The following is an 18,022-nucleotide window of genomic DNA, read 5'->3' on the forward strand; positions in this document are numbered from 1 at the left end:
GTGGGAGCGGGCTTGCTCGCGAAAGCGGTGGATCAGTCAGCATTTTTGCCGACTGACACTACGCCTTCGCGAGCAGGCTCGCTCCCACAGGTTTTACCCGATGTGGATCAGAACGCGTAACGCACCTTCGCAGTAAAGCTGTCGGAGTCGAAACCGCTGGAGGTCAGATAGTTGTAAGAGCCGCCGACGCTCCACGCGTCCATCCGGTAGTTGGCGCCCAGGCCCAGTTCATAGCTGTCACGCACCGGAGTTGTACCGCGGCTGACGGACGACTCGCCCCCCAGCACGAAGGCCGATGTGGTGCTGACCTTGTCACCGATGAAGTCATGCCAGGCCATCAGCTTCGCTTCCGGTTCCAGGCTGCCGCTGCCGACATCGAATGCCGCCGCCAGACGTGCACCGACGCCCATCTCACCGACTTCATAACGCTGACTGCCGACATTCAGCGACGCCGAGCTGCCCTTCTCGCGATACGCATCCATGCCGACATTGGCATAGCGCGCGCCGACCTGAGGCTCCAGCACCACATCAGGCATCAGCCGCAGGCTGTACCCGGCCAGTGCGCTCACACCGAATACATCACTGTCGTAATCAGCCTTGGCCTGAGTGCCAGCGATATAACGTTTGGATTCGTTATCGTTCCAGCCGTACATCAGCGACGAGTCGACGAACCAGTTGTCATGTACCCAGTTGCTGTACAGCGTCAGCGCATGCCCAGTGACTTTGGTCTTGTTGCCGAGATCGGATTTCACATCGGTATCGAGGTAGCTGTAAGCCAGACCCAGTGTGGTATCGGCATACAACTGACCATCGGCACCGACCGCGATCCCGTGGCTGTCGGCGTCATAACCGGCGACACCGCGACGCTCGTCCTGATTGGCATCGCTGCTCAAGGCTTGCAGCCATACGCCTTTTTCCGGGGCGCCGGTGGCTGAGCGTGCGCGACTGGAGCGATCATTGATCACGCCCGAGACCAGCGTCTGACTGTTGGTCGCCGCGTGCAGTACACCACGGCTGACATCCGGGCTGAGGCTTTCACTCAGGCGCGCCAGTTCGGCATCGGTGCCAGCGTTGGCGAATGCCTGGAACACCGGATCCTGTTCATCGAGGCGTGCCAGCAGTCCTGGCACATGCCCGACCGCCGTCGCCGCGTTATCACTGCCGCCGACTGCCAGGGTGTTCTCGGCCAGCACCTCGCTTGACTTGGTCGTCACCACACTGGTGATGTCATTGCCGACCACACCGAAACTCTTCACATCCAGCAGCGCGGAGGTCGAGGTCACGGTCAGGTTGTTGCCACCGACCAGATTCCCCGAGCTGATCAGGGTGTAACGCGTTCCACCGGGGCTCACGCGAAAATCACTGGAGCGCGCCAGCAGACGCAGTTGCGCGCCCGGGGCGATATCGGTGGTGCCGGTGACCTTCAGCACAGGCAGCGCCGGGTTGGTGTCATTGCCCAGGTACATCTCCAGCACCGAGTTCGACTCTTCCATATCGAAGTCGCCGATGAAGGTGGTGTGCGGCTTCATCAGGGTCAGCGTGCCCTCTTCGATAGTGACGTAGCCGGAGCGGATGGTCGAACCGTCGAAAGTCGCATCACCGTCGACCAGTACTCCAGACAGGCCGAGCAGGTCACCCTTCACCGCGCCGCCATAGAAATAAAAGTAGCTCGCGCCGTCATCGACCTGGATCGCCGCCTTGCCACCCTCGATCAACCCGTTCATTTGATAGATGCCGAAAGGCCGGGCGCCACTGGCCTGGCCACTGACATGCACACCGATGTCCTCGCCGGAAATGGTTCCGCCGTTCCACAGCGCGGTGGAATTGGCGCTCGCCGGAGCGCTGAACTTGACCCCCTCGAACACCAATGCCTGGGCATTGGCACCGGTCGCACGGATAGTCCCGGTGTTGTTGACCGACTGGCTCAGCGTCGCACCATCGAGCAATACGCCCAATGCATCGGTACCGCTTGCGTTGATGGTGCCTCGGTTGCTGAGCCCGGTCATGCTGGTGTGCACCAGCAGCAGGCCACTGGCGGTCTGGCCGCTGACGTCGATGCTGCCACTGTTGACCAACGAATCGCCCAGCGTGCTGCCGAGATCGGAAATACCGCTGGAGGTGCCAGCGTCGGCCAGACCGTGAACTGAAATAGAGCCTTCGTTGAGCAGCGCGCCGGCGATTTTGGTCGGCACCACTCCAGCGGTCCCCAGACTGATCCCGGTGCCGAACCTGGCGCCGTCAACCCGGATATTGCCGGTGTTGCGCAGTTGATCCGCCGTCACCCCCGAGAGCTGTGCGCCGTAGGTCGTACTCACCTGGGAAACAGGAGCGATATTGCCGTTACCGCTCAGAGTGATCAGCCCCCAGTTCTGCAGATTACTGGTCAGCGGGCCGCCACTCAGGTCGTGGTTCAGGCTCGCGCCGGCGGCGATAGCCATAGTGGTGTGCAAAGCGGCGGCGGAGATGGAGAGCGCCAGGACAGAGCGGCGCAGGCATACGATAGTCACGCGAGATTCCCTTCCAAAACATGAGAAACAGTTTCAGCAGGGTTCGTTACATGATTCAGGCATCCCTACCGTCCCACCAAGTCGTCCTGGTTCGGGCGCGGGGAATGTACACGAGCCATCATTTTGATACCACATAAAAGTCAAAATGATGGCGTCAATTTTTCTGTTGATCGCGTCACGATCGAGACTCTGCCGGCCGGAATCGACGTTGCAGATTCCGCGTGGCCGACGATAAACGACGATGCAGGTTGATCTTAAGGCGTTCCCCCCCCCGATCCACTGTCGACCTTGCCGCCCTGGTCCTGGTCGAAAAACACTGGAATATCGTGCTGGTAACTTTTCAACCAGCGTTGCATGGCAAGCTCACGCTCGGCTGGGGTGACGGTTTGCAGTGTCGGCGAGGGCACCTTGTTCCGGGCCTGCAACTGCAACCAGCCTTCGGTTTCCTGTTGCTGGGCCGAGGCAGGCCCCGCGTCGATGGCGTGACTGGCCAGTGGCAAGGCCAACAGGCTGAAGCAGACAATCGCGGCTTTCATCGCAGCTCTCCTTACTTGAGCATGGCCGTGACGGCGGCCGAAGCCGGGGCCTTCGCCGGCACCTTGAGTTTTTCCGCGCGGCTCTGGGCTTCGCTGAATTGCGCAGGACTGAGGCCCAGACGACTGACCAGTTCACCGGCACGGGTCCAGTCATCCTGGTACAGCAACAGCGTCACCAGATTCAGCGCGGCCAGTTGATCGCTTTGCTTGAGTTCCATAGCCGTCAGGAATTCGAAGCGCGCGTCTTCGATACGTAGTTGATTGAGGTAGACCACGCCCAGGTCATTGCGGATTTTTTCGTCGGTTGGCGCCAACCGTGCGGCACGTTGCAGATGAGCCTGGGCCTGGCCGTAATCGGCCTTGGCCGCGGCCAGTTGCCCCAGACCGTGCTCGGCCTCGGCCGCCAGACAGGTGCCGAGCAAACCACGATAAAGCGGCTCTGCCTCGCTGCGCCCAAGCAAACGGTAAACCCGGGCTTTGCGCAAGCGCACATCGGCGAGGTTGTCCGGCAGGCTCTGCAGGTTGGCAAGGCTGGCGTGCAGCTTGCCGTCATTGGCCATGTCGTCGGCGAGGTTCAGGGACAATTGCTGCTCCGAATTCAATTTGCCGCAACTGGCGTTGCTGCTCAGCGCCTCCCAAGGGGTCTGTCCGGTATTGGCACAGCCACCGAGTAACACAAGGCATGCACCTGCAATCATTGCTTTCATCACGATCCCTCTAAGCACCCAAGGCCTTGGCCAGGGCGGTGAAGCCCGGGCCAGCCAGGACAATCAACAACGCCGGGAAGAGAAACAGCATCATCACGACGGACATTTTGGCGGACATTTTCGATATGTATTCCTGCAGCCGGGTGAGGCGCCGGTCGTCAAGCAATTGCTTGAGCGACAGCAACGATTTCATCGCGCCGCCGCCCTGATAGAGCAATTGCTGAAGGATCACGCAGGTGTCGGTGAACTCGTCCACCGCCAGCAGTTGCGTGGCCTTGTTCAGTTCTTCACCCAGTTCGAGACCCGAGTCGACCCGCGCCAGCACCAGACGCAACTCTTGCGTCAACACAGGCAACAGCGCCTGGGCCTCGTGGCTCAACACCCGTAACGCCTGCTCCACCGCCATGCCCGACTCAAAGAGAATGCGCAGCAGCGGCAGGAACGTGATGATCTCGCTCGCCAGTCGTTTCTGCCGACGTGCCACCGCCATTACCAGCAGGCGTTTGGGCAGCAGGTAGCCGACGCCGAGGGCAAACAATGGCGCAATCCACTGTTTTTCCACGTGGGGGAAGAACACCCCTTGCAGCAACAGCACCAAGGCGAGCATTAACAGCGGAGAGCCGATCTGGCAGGCGGCGAACAGCGAACGTTGCCGCGCACTGCGCCAGCCGAGGCGGTTGAGCAGCGTCTGGGTTTCATTGTCAATCTTTACGCTGTGCTGGCCGACCTTGCTTTCGCCGAGCACTTGCAGGAGGTTGCCAAAACGATTCTCGCGAATCATCTCGCCATCGAGCCGACGACTGATCTGCCGGCTGCGCCGACGCTGCTCCAACAGATTGGCGATCAACAGCACCGCGGCACCGAGCAAGAATAAAGCGCTGATTATCAGAGGCGTGGTCATAGGCTGCGCAACATCCGCCAAAGCAACAGGCTGCCGATCACCTGCATGCCGAACGCCGCAGCGAGCATGCGCTGCCCGGACGGGTCGTGCCACATGGCGACCAGATACACTGGATTGGACAGCAGGAAATAACCCGCCATGGTGATCGGCAACAGTCCCAGTACCCACGCGGTGAGCCGGGTTTCGCCGGTCATGGCACGCAACTGGCGTGAGGCCTGGTCACGTTCGCGGATCATCTTGATCAGGTTTTCCAGCAGCTCGCTGGCGTTGCCGCCGTAGCGATGATTAACCTTTAGGCCAAGGGCGAACAGGCGAAACTCGTCCCGCTCGTAAAGCTCGGCCAGATCCGCCACCGCGTCAGGCAAACTGACCCCCAACTGCACGTTGCGCTGCACCCGACCCATGGCGTCTTTCAGAGGCGCTTCACTGGCCTCGATGCCACCGAGTACGGCATCTGCCAGGGTGCGTCCAGACTTGAGGCTGCGCACCGTGTGGTCGAGCAGTTGCGGCAATTGTTCGATCATGCGCCGCAATCGCCGTTGGTAACGCCAACTGACATACAGCCGCATGACTACCGGCGGCAACGCCATCAGTACCAGCAAACCCACCCACCCGGCGACGGCGAAGCCGATCAATGTTGCAAACGCCCACAACAGCAGCCACACGCCGAGTCGATCAGTCGGGCGCCCCAGACCGGCGCGCAAGAACGCACGCTCCAGGCCCGCCCAACGCGGTTCTTCGCCTGCCAGTTGCGGCTGCCCCTGACTCAGCCGCTCGAGCACGCGCTCCGAGCCACTCTGCCGCCAGCCGTTGTAAAACAGGCGCAACGACAGCCCGAGCAAAGCCAGGCAAATCACGATCAGCAATAGCGGCTTGAGCATGCCGTGCCCCTCAATGCGGATGCGCCGGGTCGCGGCGCAATTTGTCACCGGCCGGGTTCACCGCTTCACGCAGAAAACCGAAGCCGGTGCGACGGTCGAGGCGAAACAGCGTGTTGGTGACATAGACGTCGTCGCGCACACCGACCACTTCCACTACTTCGCTGACGCAGCGGCGGCCGTCGGGCATGCGAGTCAGCTGAATAATCACGTCGAGGGCGGCGCAGATCATCTGGCGCAGGGTACGCTCGGCGATCGTGCGGCCGGTAAGGCCCACCAGTGTCTCCAGGCGCAGCAGCGCATCCTGCGCATTGTTGGCGTGCACGGTGCTCATCGAGCCGTCGTGACCGGTGTTCATCGCGGTTAGCACATCGACCACTTCCACCCCACGAATCTCGCCAAGGATGATCCGGTCGGGACGCATCCGCAGGGCGTTGCGGATCAGGTCGCTGGCCTTGACTTCGCCGTGGCCCTCGGCATTCGGCGGGCGGGTTTCCAGCCGTACGACATGCGGGTGGCCAAGTTGCAACTCAGCGACATCCTCGATGGTCACCAGACGTTCGTGGGGATTGATCAACTGACTGAGAATGTTCAGCAAGGTGGTTTTACCGGTGCCGGTACCGCCGCTGATGAGGATGTTGCAGCGCTTGCCTACCGCCTCTTCGATAAAGTCGAAAATCGCCTGGTCGATGGTTTGCATCGCCATCAGGTCGCTGCTCTTGAGCATGTCCTTGCGAAACTTTCGAATCGACAGGCACGGGCCGTCGAGGGCAATCGGTGGAATGATCGCGTTGACGCGGCTGCCATCGGGCAGCCGCGCATCGACCATCGGCGAGGACTCGTCGAGACGTCGCCCGAGCGGGGCGAGGATGCGTTGCATGACGCGCTCGACGTGATGTGCATCGATAAAACGCAGATCACTCATGTGCAACACACCGTCGCGCTCGATGAACACCCGGTACGGGCCGTTGACCAGAATTTCGGTCACCGCACTGTCGCGCAGCAGTACTTCGAGTGGGCCGAAACCGGTCAGCTCGTCGACGATTTCTTCAGCCAGCCGCTCCATTTCATATCGCGAAATCGCCAGGTGCAGGCGTGCGATGTATTCGGCCACCTTGTCGATGACAAACTGCGAAAGCACCTGCCGCGAACCTTCCAGCAGGTTTTTCCCGGACTCCTCGATGGCGTCGATGATGTAGCGGTGCAGCACCAGTTTGAGACCGTCGTGATCGGTATTACCGGTTGAGTGGCGTTGCTGCCCGCCAAACAGTTGCTCCCCGTTCATGAGGTGCCCCGCAGGCGGTTGAACCAGTTGATTTTGGGTTTCGCCAAGCCTTCGGAGCGTTTGGCCAGACGCTCGCCGAGAGTGCGCAGGCTTTGACTGAGGGCTTCGCGCGGGGCGAGTTCAAACAGCGTGACGCCCTGGTTTTTCGCGTTCAGGCGCAGCTCCGGACTACACGCCAGCACAGCGATCACCTCCAGGCCAAACGTCTTGCCGAGCGTGTCGGAGTCTGGCGCGACGTTGCGCAGATAACGGTCGACCAACAAGCGCCCGTGGTCGAGTTTCATGCCTTTTTCCCGCCACAGATTGAGCACCGTCAGGTTGCGCCGGCAATCGAGGACGTTCTGGTCGGTGTACCACAACAGCTTGTCGCAATGGCTGACGAAGGTGCGCAAGGCTTCGCTGTCCGGCTGACCGGTGAGGTTGACCACAATGTGCTGGAAGTGTTGACGCAACGCGCTGAGCAGCATGTACAACTCAGCGGCACTGGTGCGCTCGAGCGGCTCGTCGCCACTGGCATACGCCAGAATGCGCAGGCCCGCCTCGGCGCTGGTGAATGCGCTGTCGATCAGGGTCGCGTCAAGGCGCCGCAAGTGACGCAAGGCATCGCCGAAATGGAACGAACTCTCCAGCCCCAGCAACGCCAGACTATCACCGCGCGGCAAGCCAAGATCGAGCAACAGGGTTTGCTGACCGCTCTTCTGCACGACCAGCGCCATGTGGTTGGCGAGCAACGCACCGTCGGCGTTGCTTTGCACGCCGTAAAGCACGGTCAGGCCACCAAGCTGGGCATTCGGCGTCACCGCCGGCAGGCGTTTGCTCAGGCGTCGAACCAGCCCGGCAACCTCGCTGGAACGTGAACCATAGGCAACGAAATCCCGCGCACCGGCGCGCATCGCATTGAGCACCAGTTGATTATCCATGCCATCGCCCAGGGCCACGATGGCGAGCATCGGCTTGGCTTCCAGTACGCCTTCGATCAAGGCACTTTGCGCCACCAGATGGTCGCGATCGAGACCGACGAACACCAGGCTGGCGAAGGTCACATCGACCAACGCGAGCAATTCGTCAAGACTGCCGCCGCCGGCGCTGACCACTTGGCCCAGCGGCGCCAGTGCGCCCTGCAACCATTCAAGATCGGTGTCGTTGCGGGTGATGGCCAGGAAGGTCTGGCTGAGGCTCTGACTCATTGCGATAGCCCACTGCGTTTATCGAAGTTGCCATTTTCCAGGAAGTACAGGCGGTACCAGTTCGGGTCGTAATTACGCAGTTTTTCCCCCGGCAGCGACGGCAACGGTGCATTCGCGGCCAGCGGCTGTACCAGGTGCGGGGTGACGATCATCAGCAGCTCGCGCTCCTGGCGGTTGACCGAGGAGTTGCGGAAAAACGCACCGAGCACCGGGATATCGCCCAACCCGGGAAACTTGTTCACTTCGGAGGCGTTGTTGGTGCTGATCAGGCCGCTGATGACAAAACTCTCGCCATCGGCCAGTGAAATGCTGGTATCGGTGCGGCGAATGGTGAACGCCGGCACCCTGGTGCCACCGATGGTAACGCCGTTGTTGTAGTCCAGCTCACTGACCTCCGGTGCGACCTTGAGGGCTATGCGATCGCGGCCGACGACGGTCGGGGTCAGTGTCAGGCGAATGCCGAATTCCTTGTATTCGATGGAATAGCTGTTGCTGTTGGCGCTGGGGACCGGGATCGGGATTTCACCGCCGGCCAGAAAGCTGGCGCTCTGTCCGCTCAGCGCCACCAGGCTCGGGCGGGCCAGAGTGTAGGCAAAACCGCTGCCCTCAAGCGCATTGACGATGCCGAGGAATTTACTGCTGCCGCCGCCCCAGACAATGTTGAACATGTCGTTGGCCAGCGGGATGCTCGGCACCGCGATGCGCGGGTCTAGATTACGCAACGGCACCACGCCTGGCGTGACGCCGGTGTTGGGCACCGTGCCCGGTGCGCCGAACAGGAAATTGTTCGAGCCCTTACCGAAAATCTGCGTACCGGCCTCTTTCAATTTGGTACGGCTGACCTCGACGAAGCGGATGTCGGTCTGCACTTGCGACGGCAGTGTCGGATCTTCGCTGGCCGGCAATGCCACGGCTGTCATCGCCGCACTGGCCTTGCCCTGGACGAACACCATGCTTTGACGCGGTGCACTGGCGCAGGCACTCCAGATCATCAGGGTGGTTGCGCCGGGAGCGACACCGGTCACCAACACCCCTTGATCGCCGGTCACGCGCACGTCGGCGATTTTCGGGTCGCCCACCGCGACTCGGGTGATCGCCACCGGCGATTGCAGCGCCTGCTGCAAGCCCTCGCCGACTTCCAGCGTGGCCGGCAACTGGCCGAGTGCTGCGCAATTGCCAGTCGCGGCGACGGCACTGCCGCTGGCGGCAATACCCAGCAGCGGGGCCAGAAGCAAGCCGTTGAACAGGGGCGTAAAGCGTCTGCGCATGTAAAGGCGTCCTTGCTCGATTCAGGGAGTGGGTGGGGTGGTTTCGGCGCCGCGGATCACTTCGACGGTCGCTTTGCGCGGGGCCGGTGCACCGGCTACGGCCATGGGTCTGGGTGGCGTCGCCAGTGACAGCTGACTGAACTCCAGAAGTTCCCGACGCGGTGTATCAAGGCGCGTCGCAACATCGTTTTGGCCTGCCCAATACTTCGCCAATTGCTGCTCATCGGCACTGCGCACGGCCAGGCGCAACACACCAGCACCGGACGCCAGCATCAAGCGGCTGAGCATTGGCTCCGGCACCGCCAGCACCACACTGCGTGCGGCCATGCGTTGCTGTTCCTGCTTGAGGCGTTCGTCGTCGCTGCGGGCCGCGCCGGTTGGCTGGCCGTCGTTGGTCAGTCCTGTCTGGCTGCCGACCACCAGCACCCGGACCGCCGGGATTACCAGTTGCGCAGAAGGTTGTGGATTCACTTCGTCCTTGCGCAGAAACAGCAGCACGTCGACGTAATCGCCCGGCGCCAGTTGCCCGCCGACATTGATCACTTCATCAACGGCCACAGCCAGTGCACGCTCGCCGGGACGAATCATCCTCGACAGTTGACTGCCAGGTTCGAAGCTCTCGTCACTGAGCCAGGTGCCGGCACTCAACGGCCGCCACGGCGTGCGTCCGATGACCTGATCGACATTGCCGAGGCTACCGGCCGGTGCTGTTCGTACTTTCTCCACGGCGACATCGGCGGCGGTGATTTTCACGAAAGGGGCGATATCGCGTAGCAGCACGACGACTGGCTGACGGCTCGGATCCTCCACCGCGGCGGGAGCGGCTGGCGCTGGTTCCACAGGAACGGCTACGGGGGTCGCGACCGGTTCAGCGGCGACAGGTTGCCGACCCAAAGTGAGTCCCCAATACCCGGCGATGATGGCCCCCACCAGAAACAATCCGGCCAGGCCCAAAGTGACGCGACTGTTCATGACGGCTCTCCCTTTCCCGCTGCGTGCTCTTCTTATGCAATGACCCGTACTTCCAACGAGATAACTTCGCAATCAGGCAGCTATGAACAAGTAACTATTTCGCTATTTGACGGTAGCGCAGGAAGAACAAAACGCCATTACGAAGGTTGAAATATCCAGCGAAAGTAGAGGGCTGATGCGCCAAAAGCGGTTTTGAATCGCGAAACAGTGCCTCACTACTTTGGTATTAATTCGTTCTTACAGTTGTTGGTCCTGAAAATGCCGACAATGCTGATGCTGGCACAGGGAAATCATGTTGCGAACGCGCAACACCTGGTGTGCTCAAGGAGAACTCTCATGTCGTATTCCCGGGTAGCCCGCAAAATCAAAGCTCAAGTTGCGTTCGTCAAAGGCCTGGCCAAAGACACCGAAGGAGCCTCAGCCATCGAATACGCGCTGGTCGTGGGTCTGGTGGCGCTGGTGATAGCCGCCTTCGGTAACGGCATTGGTACTCGGGTTACCGCAATCCTGACGTCGATCCAGACTGCGTTGGGCGGATAACTTGTCAATGCGCCCATTGGGTTCTACCGTCAGAACTCAGTCCATTGCAGGTGTTGCCCATGAACTCTTCCGTACCTCCTCGCCAGCAGTTGCTTCTCGTCGACGATGAAGAGGATGCACTGCTGGAGTTGGCGGAGTTGCTGGAAGGCGAGGGCTTCACTTGCCACACCGCGACATCGGTAAAGCTTGCGCTGCACCATCTGACCCGCCATCCCGATATCGCCCTGGTGATCACCGATCTGCGCATGCCGGAAGAAAGCGGCATGTCGCTGATCAAGCGCCTGCGTGAACACACTTCGCGCCAGCATCTGCCGGTGATCGTCACCTCCGGGCATGCGGACATGGAGGACGTCAGCGATATGCTGCGCCTGCAGGTTCTCGATCTGTTTCGCAAGCCGATCTATCACGTGCGCCTGCTGGAAACCCTGGACAACCTGTTTCCCAAGGCCAAGACCAATATCGGTTGAAATCGAAAGGTTTGACCCGGGCGGATGTCCGGGACAAACAGAGGTCAGTGCGCGGTCACTCGCTGGCGTAATCCTGAAGTGCCTGGTGACAATGCGAGGGCCAACTGAGTGCGGTTATGCATGTGTGTCAAACGCAACACCTGCGAGACATACAGCTTGACCGTGTTCTCGGTGATTCCCAGTTCACAGGCGATCTGGTAGTTGGTCTGGCCTTTGCCGACCAGCCGCGCGACATCGAGCTGACGCGGTGACAGCTGATTGAAGATCGCCGGGATTTCCAGCCCGTCGCCTTCAGCCGATAGCTCATCGCTTCTCGGTGCCGGCGCGCGCCGCACCTTGTCGAGGTCTTGGTACAGGTCGTCGATCGACTCGGAGAGATACTGGAGCTTCTCGTTCAAGTGTCCCAGTTGCAGGGTTTTCTGCCGTTCCTGCAAGGCAGCTTCCTGACGTTGCAAACCCTCCAGCAGCTCGTCCATGTTGATCGGCTTCTGGTAGTAATCGGCGATTCCGGCACGCAATGCCTTGATCACATCCTGCTTGTCGGCGCGACCGGTGAGCATGATGGCCTCGAACACCCGGTGCTTGCCCGAAAGACGCTGCAGTTCCTGCACCAACTGGATACCGTCCATGTCCGGCATGTGCAGATCGCACAGCACCAGGCCGATGGCGGGGTTTTCGACAAATTGCTCGATGGCCTGCTTGCTGGATTCGCAAGGCACGCAACGGTAGCCGCTGCTTTCGAGAAATTCGCACAGTTCCTCGACAATCAGTGGCTGATCGTCGACCACGAGAACCTTCACAACGGACGTAAGCTTGTTCACTTGCAACTCCATGCTCAGGCCAAAAGGCTGACCGTTCCTGTACTCAGCGCAGGTGGCTGTATAACCGCTGATTTGAAAGTAGACCCACTTTCCTACTATGTACATAGCAGTAGTGGCAGCTGGCGACTAATGGATCCAAAGCAAAGCCAGTAGCGCTCCACTCAACACGAACGGTGCAAATGGCAGCTTTTTTGACTTTGATGGCTCCAGATATCGTAGACGTTGCCTAACCCCTTGACTCATATGCAGCCAGAGTTTTGGCGCAAGCAATAACCACATCAAACTGGCGAGTGCGGCGCCGATAAACGTGTAAAGCAACAGCTGACCGTCCGTCGCAAGACCAAAGGCTGTCATTAGTTTCACATCGCCGGCGCCCAATCGGCGCCATCGATAACCGGGCAATGTCAGCACCAGAGCGAGTAATGCGGCCCAACCGCCCTGAACCGCTTCAGCTCCAAGCCAGGTGTTGCCGGTGCCCAACAGATAGACCATTGCCAAGGCGCCGCCCCCCAGCGTGAGCACATTGGAGATATGCCGCTGTCGGGCATCCTGCGCCGCGCAAAGCGTCAGCCAGATCAGTAGGACAATGCTGTGCATGCGCTAAAAAACGTCCGTTTTGGCCGATTGATTCTATGCTGACATTACGTAGTGATTGTCAGGGTAGACGCACTCATGAAAACCAACCTCCCCCGCAAGCAAAAAGGCGCCGTGGCCATTGAGTTCGCCCTGGTGTTCGTGGTGTTTTTCGCGGTGTTTTACGGCTTGGTGAGCTACAGCCTGCCGCTGTTGTTGATGCAGTCATTCAACGAGTCCACCGCCGAGGCAGTGCGCCGCAGCGTGGCGCTGGATCCGGCCACCGCCAACTACTCGACTGCACTGACCAACCTCGCCCGCACCGAACTGACCCGGCAACTGGGATGGCTGCCTGGGGCACTGAACTTCAACGCCGCCACCGACAGCAGCATCACCTATGTCGGAGGGTTGCTGACGGTGAGCATCAATTACCCCACGTCCAAACTGAATCAGGCACTGCCGTTTCTGGTGCTGCCGGGAATCGGCCCGGTGCCGCGTCTGCCGGCGACATTGCGCGCCTCCTCGAGCCTGCAGTTTTGAGTGCGGGCCACACCTTGCTCGGCCGCCTGCTCAATCGACCGCCGAGCTTGCCTGACGGCCCGGATTCCCCTCTGGTGCAGAGCGTCGGCCTGCAGGTGTATCTGGACAATGACGGTCACGTCGAGCACCTGAGCGGCCCGGTACGCCATGCGCTGGTGCAGTTGACGGCCCGTCCGCTCACACACCTGACCGACTACCTTTTGCCTCAGAGCAGCCTTGTGGTTGAAGGTCGGCCGCAGGACTGGCAGGGGCAAATACTCGATCTGGACTTCTTCAGCCAGGCCGGCCCCCCGCTGCATTTACGCGGCTGGATCGAGCCCCGGAGTGAAGGCTGGCTGATGCACTTGCTCGACATCGGTGACCTGTTGAGCGAGCGGCGTCAGGCACATAGTCGTGAGCAGTGCCAATGGCTCGCGGGACAGATCCGCGATCAGTTGTGTCAGTGCAGCCTCGTGCGCCTTGCCGATGTGCTCGGCGAACAATTGCAACGCGTCAGCCAGCACTTGCACATCCCGTCTCTGGCGGTGGCGTTGCTCGACGATCAGGAACAGGGCTGGCAGATCCATCAACACTACACCGCGCTCGACGCGCCGCAGTTGTGGCACCCGGGACAACGTCTGGGTACTGCGCTGGATAGCCTGAACAGCGCGGCGCCCCAACAACTGAATGCCAGCGAGCAGCCACGACTGAGCAGCGTATCTGGCCCCCATCCGGGTTTTGCCGTGCCCTACTGCGACGCTCGGGGTGTGGCGGCGTGGTTGCTCTGTGCCTGTTATGACGCCCGGCAACAGGCGCCAGACCTCAGCGATCGTGACTGGCAGTCATTGGCCACCGCCATCGCCGCACCCCTGCTGGAGCGCTTGCGTGAGCACCATCATCAGCAACAACTGGAACGCCTGGAGATTCTCCAGGCGCTGCTGGGCACCGGGTGGTGGGAAGTGTTCGACAGCGCCGAGGTGCAACTGGCCAAGGCACTGGCCGACAACCTCGGCCTGCCGGCAACACGCCTGTCGCTTCAGGACTGGTTTGCCCGTGTACACCCCGCCGACCGGGATGAACTGCGCAGTAACCTGCAATCCTTGCAAGATGAAGGCTCGCCGCTGGAGCTTTGCGTGCGCCTGCAACGCACCGAAGAGGCACCACTGATGTGGTATCGCGTACAGGGCCAGGCGCTGGGCATCGGTGCCGAACGCCGACTCGTGGGATTCATGCTGGACATCAGCGACATCAAGAATCAGCAGCAACAGGCCGCCGCCGCACACGCGCGGCTGGATAACCTGATCGCCAGTTCACCGGCGGTGATCTATGTGCAACGCTACGTCGAAGGTGCGCTGCAACCGACCTTTTTCAGCGCCAGCCTGCAACCGCTGCTGGGCTGGAGTCTGGCCGACTGCGCCGACGGCGCACTGGTCGAGCATGTGCACCCCGACGACCGCTCCGTCTATTTCCAGCGCACCCGCCAATTGCTGCGCGAGGGCACGGTGAGCACGCGCTATCGGGTTCTCGACCAGCAAGGCCAGGCACATTGGTTGCTCGATGAAGCCAAACTGCTGCGCGACGATCTCGGTTTGCCGGTGGAAGCGGTGGGCCTGTGGCTGGATGTCACCGAGGCGACGCTCGCCGCTGAACAGGTCCGGGCCAGCGAAGAACGCTACCGGATTCTGGTAGAAGATTCGCCAGCGATGATCTGCCGCTATCGCCCGGACCTGACGCTGATCTTCGGCAACCGGCCCTTGGCGAAGTATCTGGAATGTGCACCGGAGGAGCTGACCGGGGTTAACCTCGGCAGCTGGATGTCCGACGAACAACGCGAAGCGTTCAACCAGCGCTTGGCGCAACTGACCCCGCAACTACCGGTGAGTACTGCCGAAATCAATCTGCGCCTGCCCGGCCGCGAACATGCGTGGTGGGTCTGGTCGGATCGCGGAGTGTTCGACGAGCATGGGCGACTGCTCGAAGTACAAGCAGTGGGACGCGACAACACGGAGGTGCGCCGCTCGCAGCAGCAGCTCACACAGAGCGCGAAAATGGCCACCCTCGGCGAAATGGCTACCGGTCTTGCGCACGAAATCAATCAACCTCTGAATGTGATGCGCATGGCCATCGTCAACGTGCTCAAGCGCCTGAGCAACGGCGATGTGCAGGTCGATTACCTGACCGACAAGCTCAATCGCATCGACGCTCAGGTCCAGCGCGCCGCACGGGTGGTTGATCACATGCGAGTGTTCGGACGCCGCTCGGAAATCGAACAGCAACCGTTCAATCCTCTTGATGCCATCGAAGGCACATTGTCGTTGCTTTCGGAGGGTCTGCGCGGCAAAGGCGTGGAGTTGCGGGTCAAGGAGTCGGGTTTGCAGGTGCAGGTGCGCGGTTATGTCGATCAACTGGAGCAGGTACTGATCAATCTGATGGTCAACGCCCGCGATGCGCTGCTGAGCAAGCGCGAAGCCAATCGTGATTTCCAGCCATGGATCGCCGTGTCTGCCGAGAGCGACGAGCACGTGGTGCGGTTGTGGGTAGAGGACAACGGCGGCGGTATCGATCAACGCCTGCTGGAGCGGATTTTCGAGCCGTTTTTCACCACCAAACCGGTGGGTGTCGGCACCGGTCTGGGCCTGTCGGTGAGCTATGGCATCGTCGAAAACATGGGCGGACGCCTGAGTGTGCGCAACGGCGATGAAGGCGCACGATTCTGCATTGAGCTGCCGGTTGCAGTGATCGACTAGATCGCCAGCATCGGCTGTCCGGGCGGCTTGCAACTGAGGTTGGCGCCAACATCAACCTTGTTCAGAGTGATGCCAAGGTTGGTGAGCAAACCATCAAGGATCGGATCGAGCACCGGACTGAGCAGATTATCGATCACGACGCCCAGCGTGCTGTTCACCCCTGCCAGCACATCTGCGGTGGTGGTCAGCAAACCACCCAAAAGGCTGGAGCCCGTCGGCTTGTATGCCTGCACCTGAACGCCGGCCAATGTTCCCTTGAGGCTGTCGACCAGCCCTTGGGTGCCGAAGCTGTAGTACTGCGGCGGTGTCCTGACTTCCGGCGGCTGATTGTAGATGTGCGTGTTTTGTGTGGCGGCCACCGAGGTATCGACCTTGATCCCCAGGCCACCGCCGTAGAACGGTATGCGGCTGTTCGGATCACAGGTCGCCGAGCCAAGTCCCAACAGCGGAATGGTGCAGGTGATGACCCCGACATCGATCAGCGCCAGCGGCTGCACAGTGATGTCCGCCGAGGACGAAAAGGCATTGGCAGCATCGATCCTGCCGACTTTGAGCTTGACCAGCGATGAGTTGGTCTGGGTGGTCAAGGTCTTGGTCGCATCGCTGACGCAACTGTAATCAGTGACATGACTATCGGCGGCGGCCACATCCAGGGCGATGTCGATGGTCGAGGTCGGCAGTATTTTCAGGTCGGTGCGCTGGCAGGTTCCGCCCAATGTGCAGAACAACGAGTTCAAGGTACCGGCAATGTTCAAGTGCAACAGGTTGTTCAGGGTGTCGGTCAACCCGCCCACCAATGGCGTGCTGACAATCGCGTTGGCCAGGCCGGCGACACCGCTGAGCAACGGCAGATTCAGCGAGATCACCGTGCGCACTTGGGCGGTTCGCACATAGATCCGGTTGGCGCCCATGGGGTCGGCCTTTGCCAGTGCCGGGTTACCGAACGCCGACAATTGCGGCGGCTCGATGACCTTGACCTTGACCGAGCCATTGACCAGCCCCGGAATGTTCAGCGGCACGCTCGCCACCAACGCATTCTGACTGTTGGCCAGTTGCACGAAGGCTTCCACCAACTGGAAAACTTGAAGATTGGCGTTGAGCGCCGAAGACGCGGCGCCGGTTTGCAGTTGCAGCAGTTGCCCGAGCACCACCGAAGTACTGCCCACCACCGCTCGCAGCCCAACGAGGCCGTCGACCGCCACACTGGCGGTCTTGCCGCCCTGGGTCAGCACATTGATGGCGGTGTCGATCAGTTGTGTCAGCCGTATGTTCTGGCTGAGCAGTTGGGTGTAATTCCCGGCTTGAACGTTGACATCCAGCGCCAGCTGATTGAGGTAGCTCAGCACATTGATATTGGTGTTCACCAACCCCTGCCAGCCCGCCACACTGAGGTTGAGATTGCCGCCAAGCATCTGGCCTATCAACGCATTGAGGGCAGCCGACTTGCTGGCGTCGATGGTCAGCACGGTGGTGCCAATGGTCAGTTGGGCGATCGGCGGCAGTACCGCGTAAGTCCCGACTGCCGTGGCCGTAAGACGAGTGGTCGTGGACACGGCGCCCGGAGTGAACAGGCCGTAGAGGGCGGCGGCGACGCTGGTCGGTACCACGCGAGTGGCAACGACACTGATGGCTTGCTTTTGCGCAGCGTTCGCGCTGAACGCACGCAAATTGTTCGCCCCGGTCTGCACGGTGCCGCAGGTCACGTTCAACGTTGTGCCCTGCCCCACCGTGAAGCCGTTGCGTGCAGCGCTCGCTGTAGCATAAGTGGCAGCCGTTGTGCCCGTGAGACAATCGCCCTGGCGCGACACCGCTTCCAGTGCCGCCACATCCACCACCCGCTGCAGGCGGCGCTGCTCCATGTACAAACGGCCGCTATCGACCACCAGCACCATGCACACCAGAGCCAGGCCCAGTGTCAGCGCCGCCATCAACCCGATCGCCCCGCGTTGCCGGGCCGGGCCGTTGAACTGCGTACGAGGCGACATGGCGCACTCCTTTGCCGGCGCGTTGCCGAGCGCTACCTCCGATGGTGGATTTGAGTGTAGACGGCGCTAGTGGCAACGCGCCATTTGGTGCTGCACAAAACCCTGCAGACCTCGTCTTCTCGCGAATGC

The 18,022-nt window shown here is 60.9% G+C and carries 16 protein-coding genes; 4 read left to right on the forward strand and 12 right to left on the reverse strand.

Annotated features, from left to right (window positions below; genetic code table 11):
* Positions 1 to 107: 107 nt before the first annotated feature.
* The 9 genes from KCG87_RS03850 to cpaB form a co-directional block, all read right to left on the reverse strand.
* Positions 108 to 2,507, reverse strand: coding sequence for an autotransporter outer membrane beta-barrel domain-containing protein (locus KCG87_RS03850; RefSeq protein ID WP_210556624.1), 2,400 nt, complete (start codon positions 2,505 to 2,507; stop codon positions 108 to 110).
* Between the two features lie 254 nt (positions 2,508 to 2,761).
* Complete coding sequence (locus KCG87_RS03855; RefSeq protein WP_103368080.1) at positions 2,762 to 3,043, reverse strand: DUF3613 domain-containing protein; 282 nt, start codon at positions 3,041 to 3,043, stop codon at positions 2,762 to 2,764.
* A gap of 11 nt (positions 3,044 to 3,054) precedes the next feature.
* The gene (locus KCG87_RS03860; protein ID WP_139053446.1) at positions 3,055 to 3,750 is read right to left on the reverse strand and encodes a tetratricopeptide repeat protein; all 696 of its coding nucleotides are present in this window, start codon (positions 3,748 to 3,750) and stop codon (positions 3,055 to 3,057) included.
* A gap of 10 nt (positions 3,751 to 3,760) precedes the next feature.
* The gene (locus KCG87_RS03865; RefSeq protein WP_139053447.1) at positions 3,761 to 4,651 is read right to left on the reverse strand and encodes a type II secretion system F family protein; all 891 of its coding nucleotides are present in this window, start codon (positions 4,649 to 4,651) and stop codon (positions 3,761 to 3,763) included.
* Positions 4,648 to 5,532: a type II secretion system F family protein gene (locus tag KCG87_RS03870; protein ID WP_150369565.1), complete on the reverse strand. Its 885-nt coding sequence runs from the start codon at positions 5,530 to 5,532 to the stop codon at positions 4,648 to 4,650. Before KCG87_RS03870 ends, KCG87_RS03865 begins: the two co-directional genes overlap by 4 nt.
* Positions 5,533 to 5,542: 10 nt before the next feature.
* Entirely contained in the window at positions 5,543 to 6,814 is a 1,272-nt protein-coding gene (locus tag KCG87_RS03875; protein WP_027613615.1) for a CpaF family protein, read from the reverse strand.
* Positions 6,811 to 8,001, reverse strand: coding sequence for a pilus assembly protein (locus KCG87_RS03880; RefSeq protein ID WP_139053449.1), 1,191 nt, complete (start codon positions 7,999 to 8,001; stop codon positions 6,811 to 6,813). Before KCG87_RS03880 ends, KCG87_RS03875 begins: the two co-directional genes overlap by 4 nt.
* On the reverse strand, positions 7,998 to 9,269 hold the full coding sequence (locus tag KCG87_RS03885) for a type II and III secretion system protein family protein (protein ID WP_027613613.1): 1,272 nt from the start codon (positions 9,267 to 9,269) through the stop codon (positions 7,998 to 8,000). The genes KCG87_RS03880 and KCG87_RS03885 overlap by 4 nt, the downstream gene beginning before the upstream one ends.
* Positions 9,270 to 9,290: 21 nt before the next feature.
* On the reverse strand, positions 9,291 to 10,241 hold the full coding sequence (gene cpaB / locus KCG87_RS03890) for a Flp pilus assembly protein CpaB (RefSeq protein WP_027613612.1): 951 nt from the start codon (positions 10,239 to 10,241) through the stop codon (positions 9,291 to 9,293).
* 336 nt (positions 10,242 to 10,577) lie between these two features.
* Here cpaB and KCG87_RS03895 point away from each other — a divergent pair, with 336 nt between their 5' ends.
* Both KCG87_RS03895 and KCG87_RS03900 read left to right on the forward strand, forming a co-directional pair.
* Entirely contained in the window at positions 10,578 to 10,781 is a 204-nt protein-coding gene (locus KCG87_RS03895) for a Flp family type IVb pilin (protein WP_027613611.1), read from the forward strand.
* 59 nt (positions 10,782 to 10,840) lie between these two features.
* Positions 10,841 to 11,248 carry a response regulator gene (locus tag KCG87_RS03900; RefSeq protein WP_027613610.1) on the forward strand — a complete coding sequence of 136 codons (408 nt, stop codon included), beginning with the start codon at positions 10,841 to 10,843 and terminating at the stop codon, positions 11,246 to 11,248.
* Between the two features lie 44 nt (positions 11,249 to 11,292).
* Here KCG87_RS03900 and KCG87_RS03905 read toward each other — a convergent pair whose 3' ends face one another.
* Both KCG87_RS03905 and KCG87_RS03910 read right to left on the reverse strand, forming a co-directional pair.
* Positions 11,293 to 12,069, reverse strand: coding sequence for a response regulator transcription factor (locus KCG87_RS03905; protein ID WP_139053451.1), 777 nt, complete (start codon positions 12,067 to 12,069; stop codon positions 11,293 to 11,295).
* A 126-nt stretch (positions 12,070 to 12,195) separates the two neighbouring features.
* Positions 12,196 to 12,666 carry a prepilin peptidase gene (locus KCG87_RS03910; RefSeq protein ID WP_210556626.1) on the reverse strand — a complete coding sequence of 157 codons (471 nt, stop codon included), beginning with the start codon at positions 12,664 to 12,666 and terminating at the stop codon, positions 12,196 to 12,198.
* 75 nt (positions 12,667 to 12,741) lie between these two features.
* On the opposite strand from KCG87_RS03910, the gene KCG87_RS03915 reads away from it, so the two are divergent.
* A complete protein-coding gene (locus KCG87_RS03915; RefSeq protein WP_027613607.1) occupies positions 12,742 to 13,182 on the forward strand; it encodes a TadE/TadG family type IV pilus assembly protein in 441 nt (146 codons plus the stop codon).
* A complete protein-coding gene (locus tag KCG87_RS03920; RefSeq protein ID WP_210556628.1) occupies positions 13,179 to 15,908 on the forward strand; it encodes a PAS domain-containing protein in 2,730 nt (909 codons plus the stop codon). Before KCG87_RS03915 ends, KCG87_RS03920 begins: the two co-directional genes overlap by 4 nt.
* On the opposite strand, the gene KCG87_RS03925 is transcribed toward KCG87_RS03920, so the two are convergent.
* Positions 15,905 to 17,893 carry a pilus assembly protein TadG-related protein gene (locus KCG87_RS03925; protein ID WP_210556630.1) on the reverse strand — a complete coding sequence of 663 codons (1,989 nt, stop codon included), beginning with the start codon at positions 17,891 to 17,893 and terminating at the stop codon, positions 15,905 to 15,907. The two genes, KCG87_RS03920 and KCG87_RS03925, sit on opposite strands and share 4 nt — an antisense overlap.
* Positions 17,894 to 18,022: the final 129 nt, after the last annotated feature.

The organism is Pseudomonas sp. MWU347, from assembly GCF_017947305.1.
Lineage (GTDB): Bacteria > Pseudomonadota > Gammaproteobacteria > Pseudomonadales > Pseudomonadaceae > Aquipseudomonas > Aquipseudomonas putida_A.

Bases quoted from the DNA above. Each gene is read 5' to 3' on its own strand.
- KCG87_RS03855 (WP_103368080.1), bottom strand. From the start codon at position 3,043: ATGAAAGCCGCGATTGTCTGCTTCAGCCTGTTGGCCTTGCCACTGGCC.
- KCG87_RS03860 (WP_139053446.1), bottom strand. From the start codon at position 3,750: ATGAAAGCAATGATTGCAGGTGCATGCCTTGTGTTACTCGGTGGCTGT.
- KCG87_RS03865 (WP_139053447.1), bottom strand. From the start codon at position 4,651: ATGACCACGCCTCTGATAATCAGCGCTTTATTCTTGCTCGGTGCCGCG.
- KCG87_RS03870 (WP_150369565.1), bottom strand. From the start codon at position 5,532: ATGCTCAAGCCGCTATTGCTGATCGTGATTTGCCTGGCTTTGCTCGGG.
- KCG87_RS03875 (WP_027613615.1), bottom strand. From the start codon at position 6,814: ATGAACGGGGAGCAACTGTTTGGCGGGCAGCAACGCCACTCAACCGGT.
- KCG87_RS03880 (WP_139053449.1), bottom strand. From the start codon at position 8,001: ATGAGTCAGAGCCTCAGCCAGACCTTCCTGGCCATCACCCGCAACGAC.
- KCG87_RS03885 (WP_027613613.1), bottom strand. From the start codon at position 9,269: ATGCGCAGACGCTTTACGCCCCTGTTCAACGGCTTGCTTCTGGCCCCG.
- cpaB (WP_027613612.1), bottom strand. From the start codon at position 10,241: ATGAACAGTCGCGTCACTTTGGGCCTGGCCGGATTGTTTCTGGTGGGG.
- KCG87_RS03895 (WP_027613611.1), top strand. From the start codon at position 10,578: ATGTCGTATTCCCGGGTAGCCCGCAAAATCAAAGCTCAAGTTGCGTTC.
- KCG87_RS03900 (WP_027613610.1), top strand. From the start codon at position 10,841: ATGAACTCTTCCGTACCTCCTCGCCAGCAGTTGCTTCTCGTCGACGAT.
- KCG87_RS03910 (WP_210556626.1), bottom strand. From the start codon at position 12,666: ATGCACAGCATTGTCCTACTGATCTGGCTGACGCTTTGCGCGGCGCAG.
- KCG87_RS03915 (WP_027613607.1), top strand. From the start codon at position 12,742: ATGAAAACCAACCTCCCCCGCAAGCAAAAAGGCGCCGTGGCCATTGAG.
- KCG87_RS03925 (WP_210556630.1), bottom strand. From the start codon at position 17,893: ATGTCGCCTCGTACGCAGTTCAACGGCCCGGCCCGGCAACGCGGGGCG.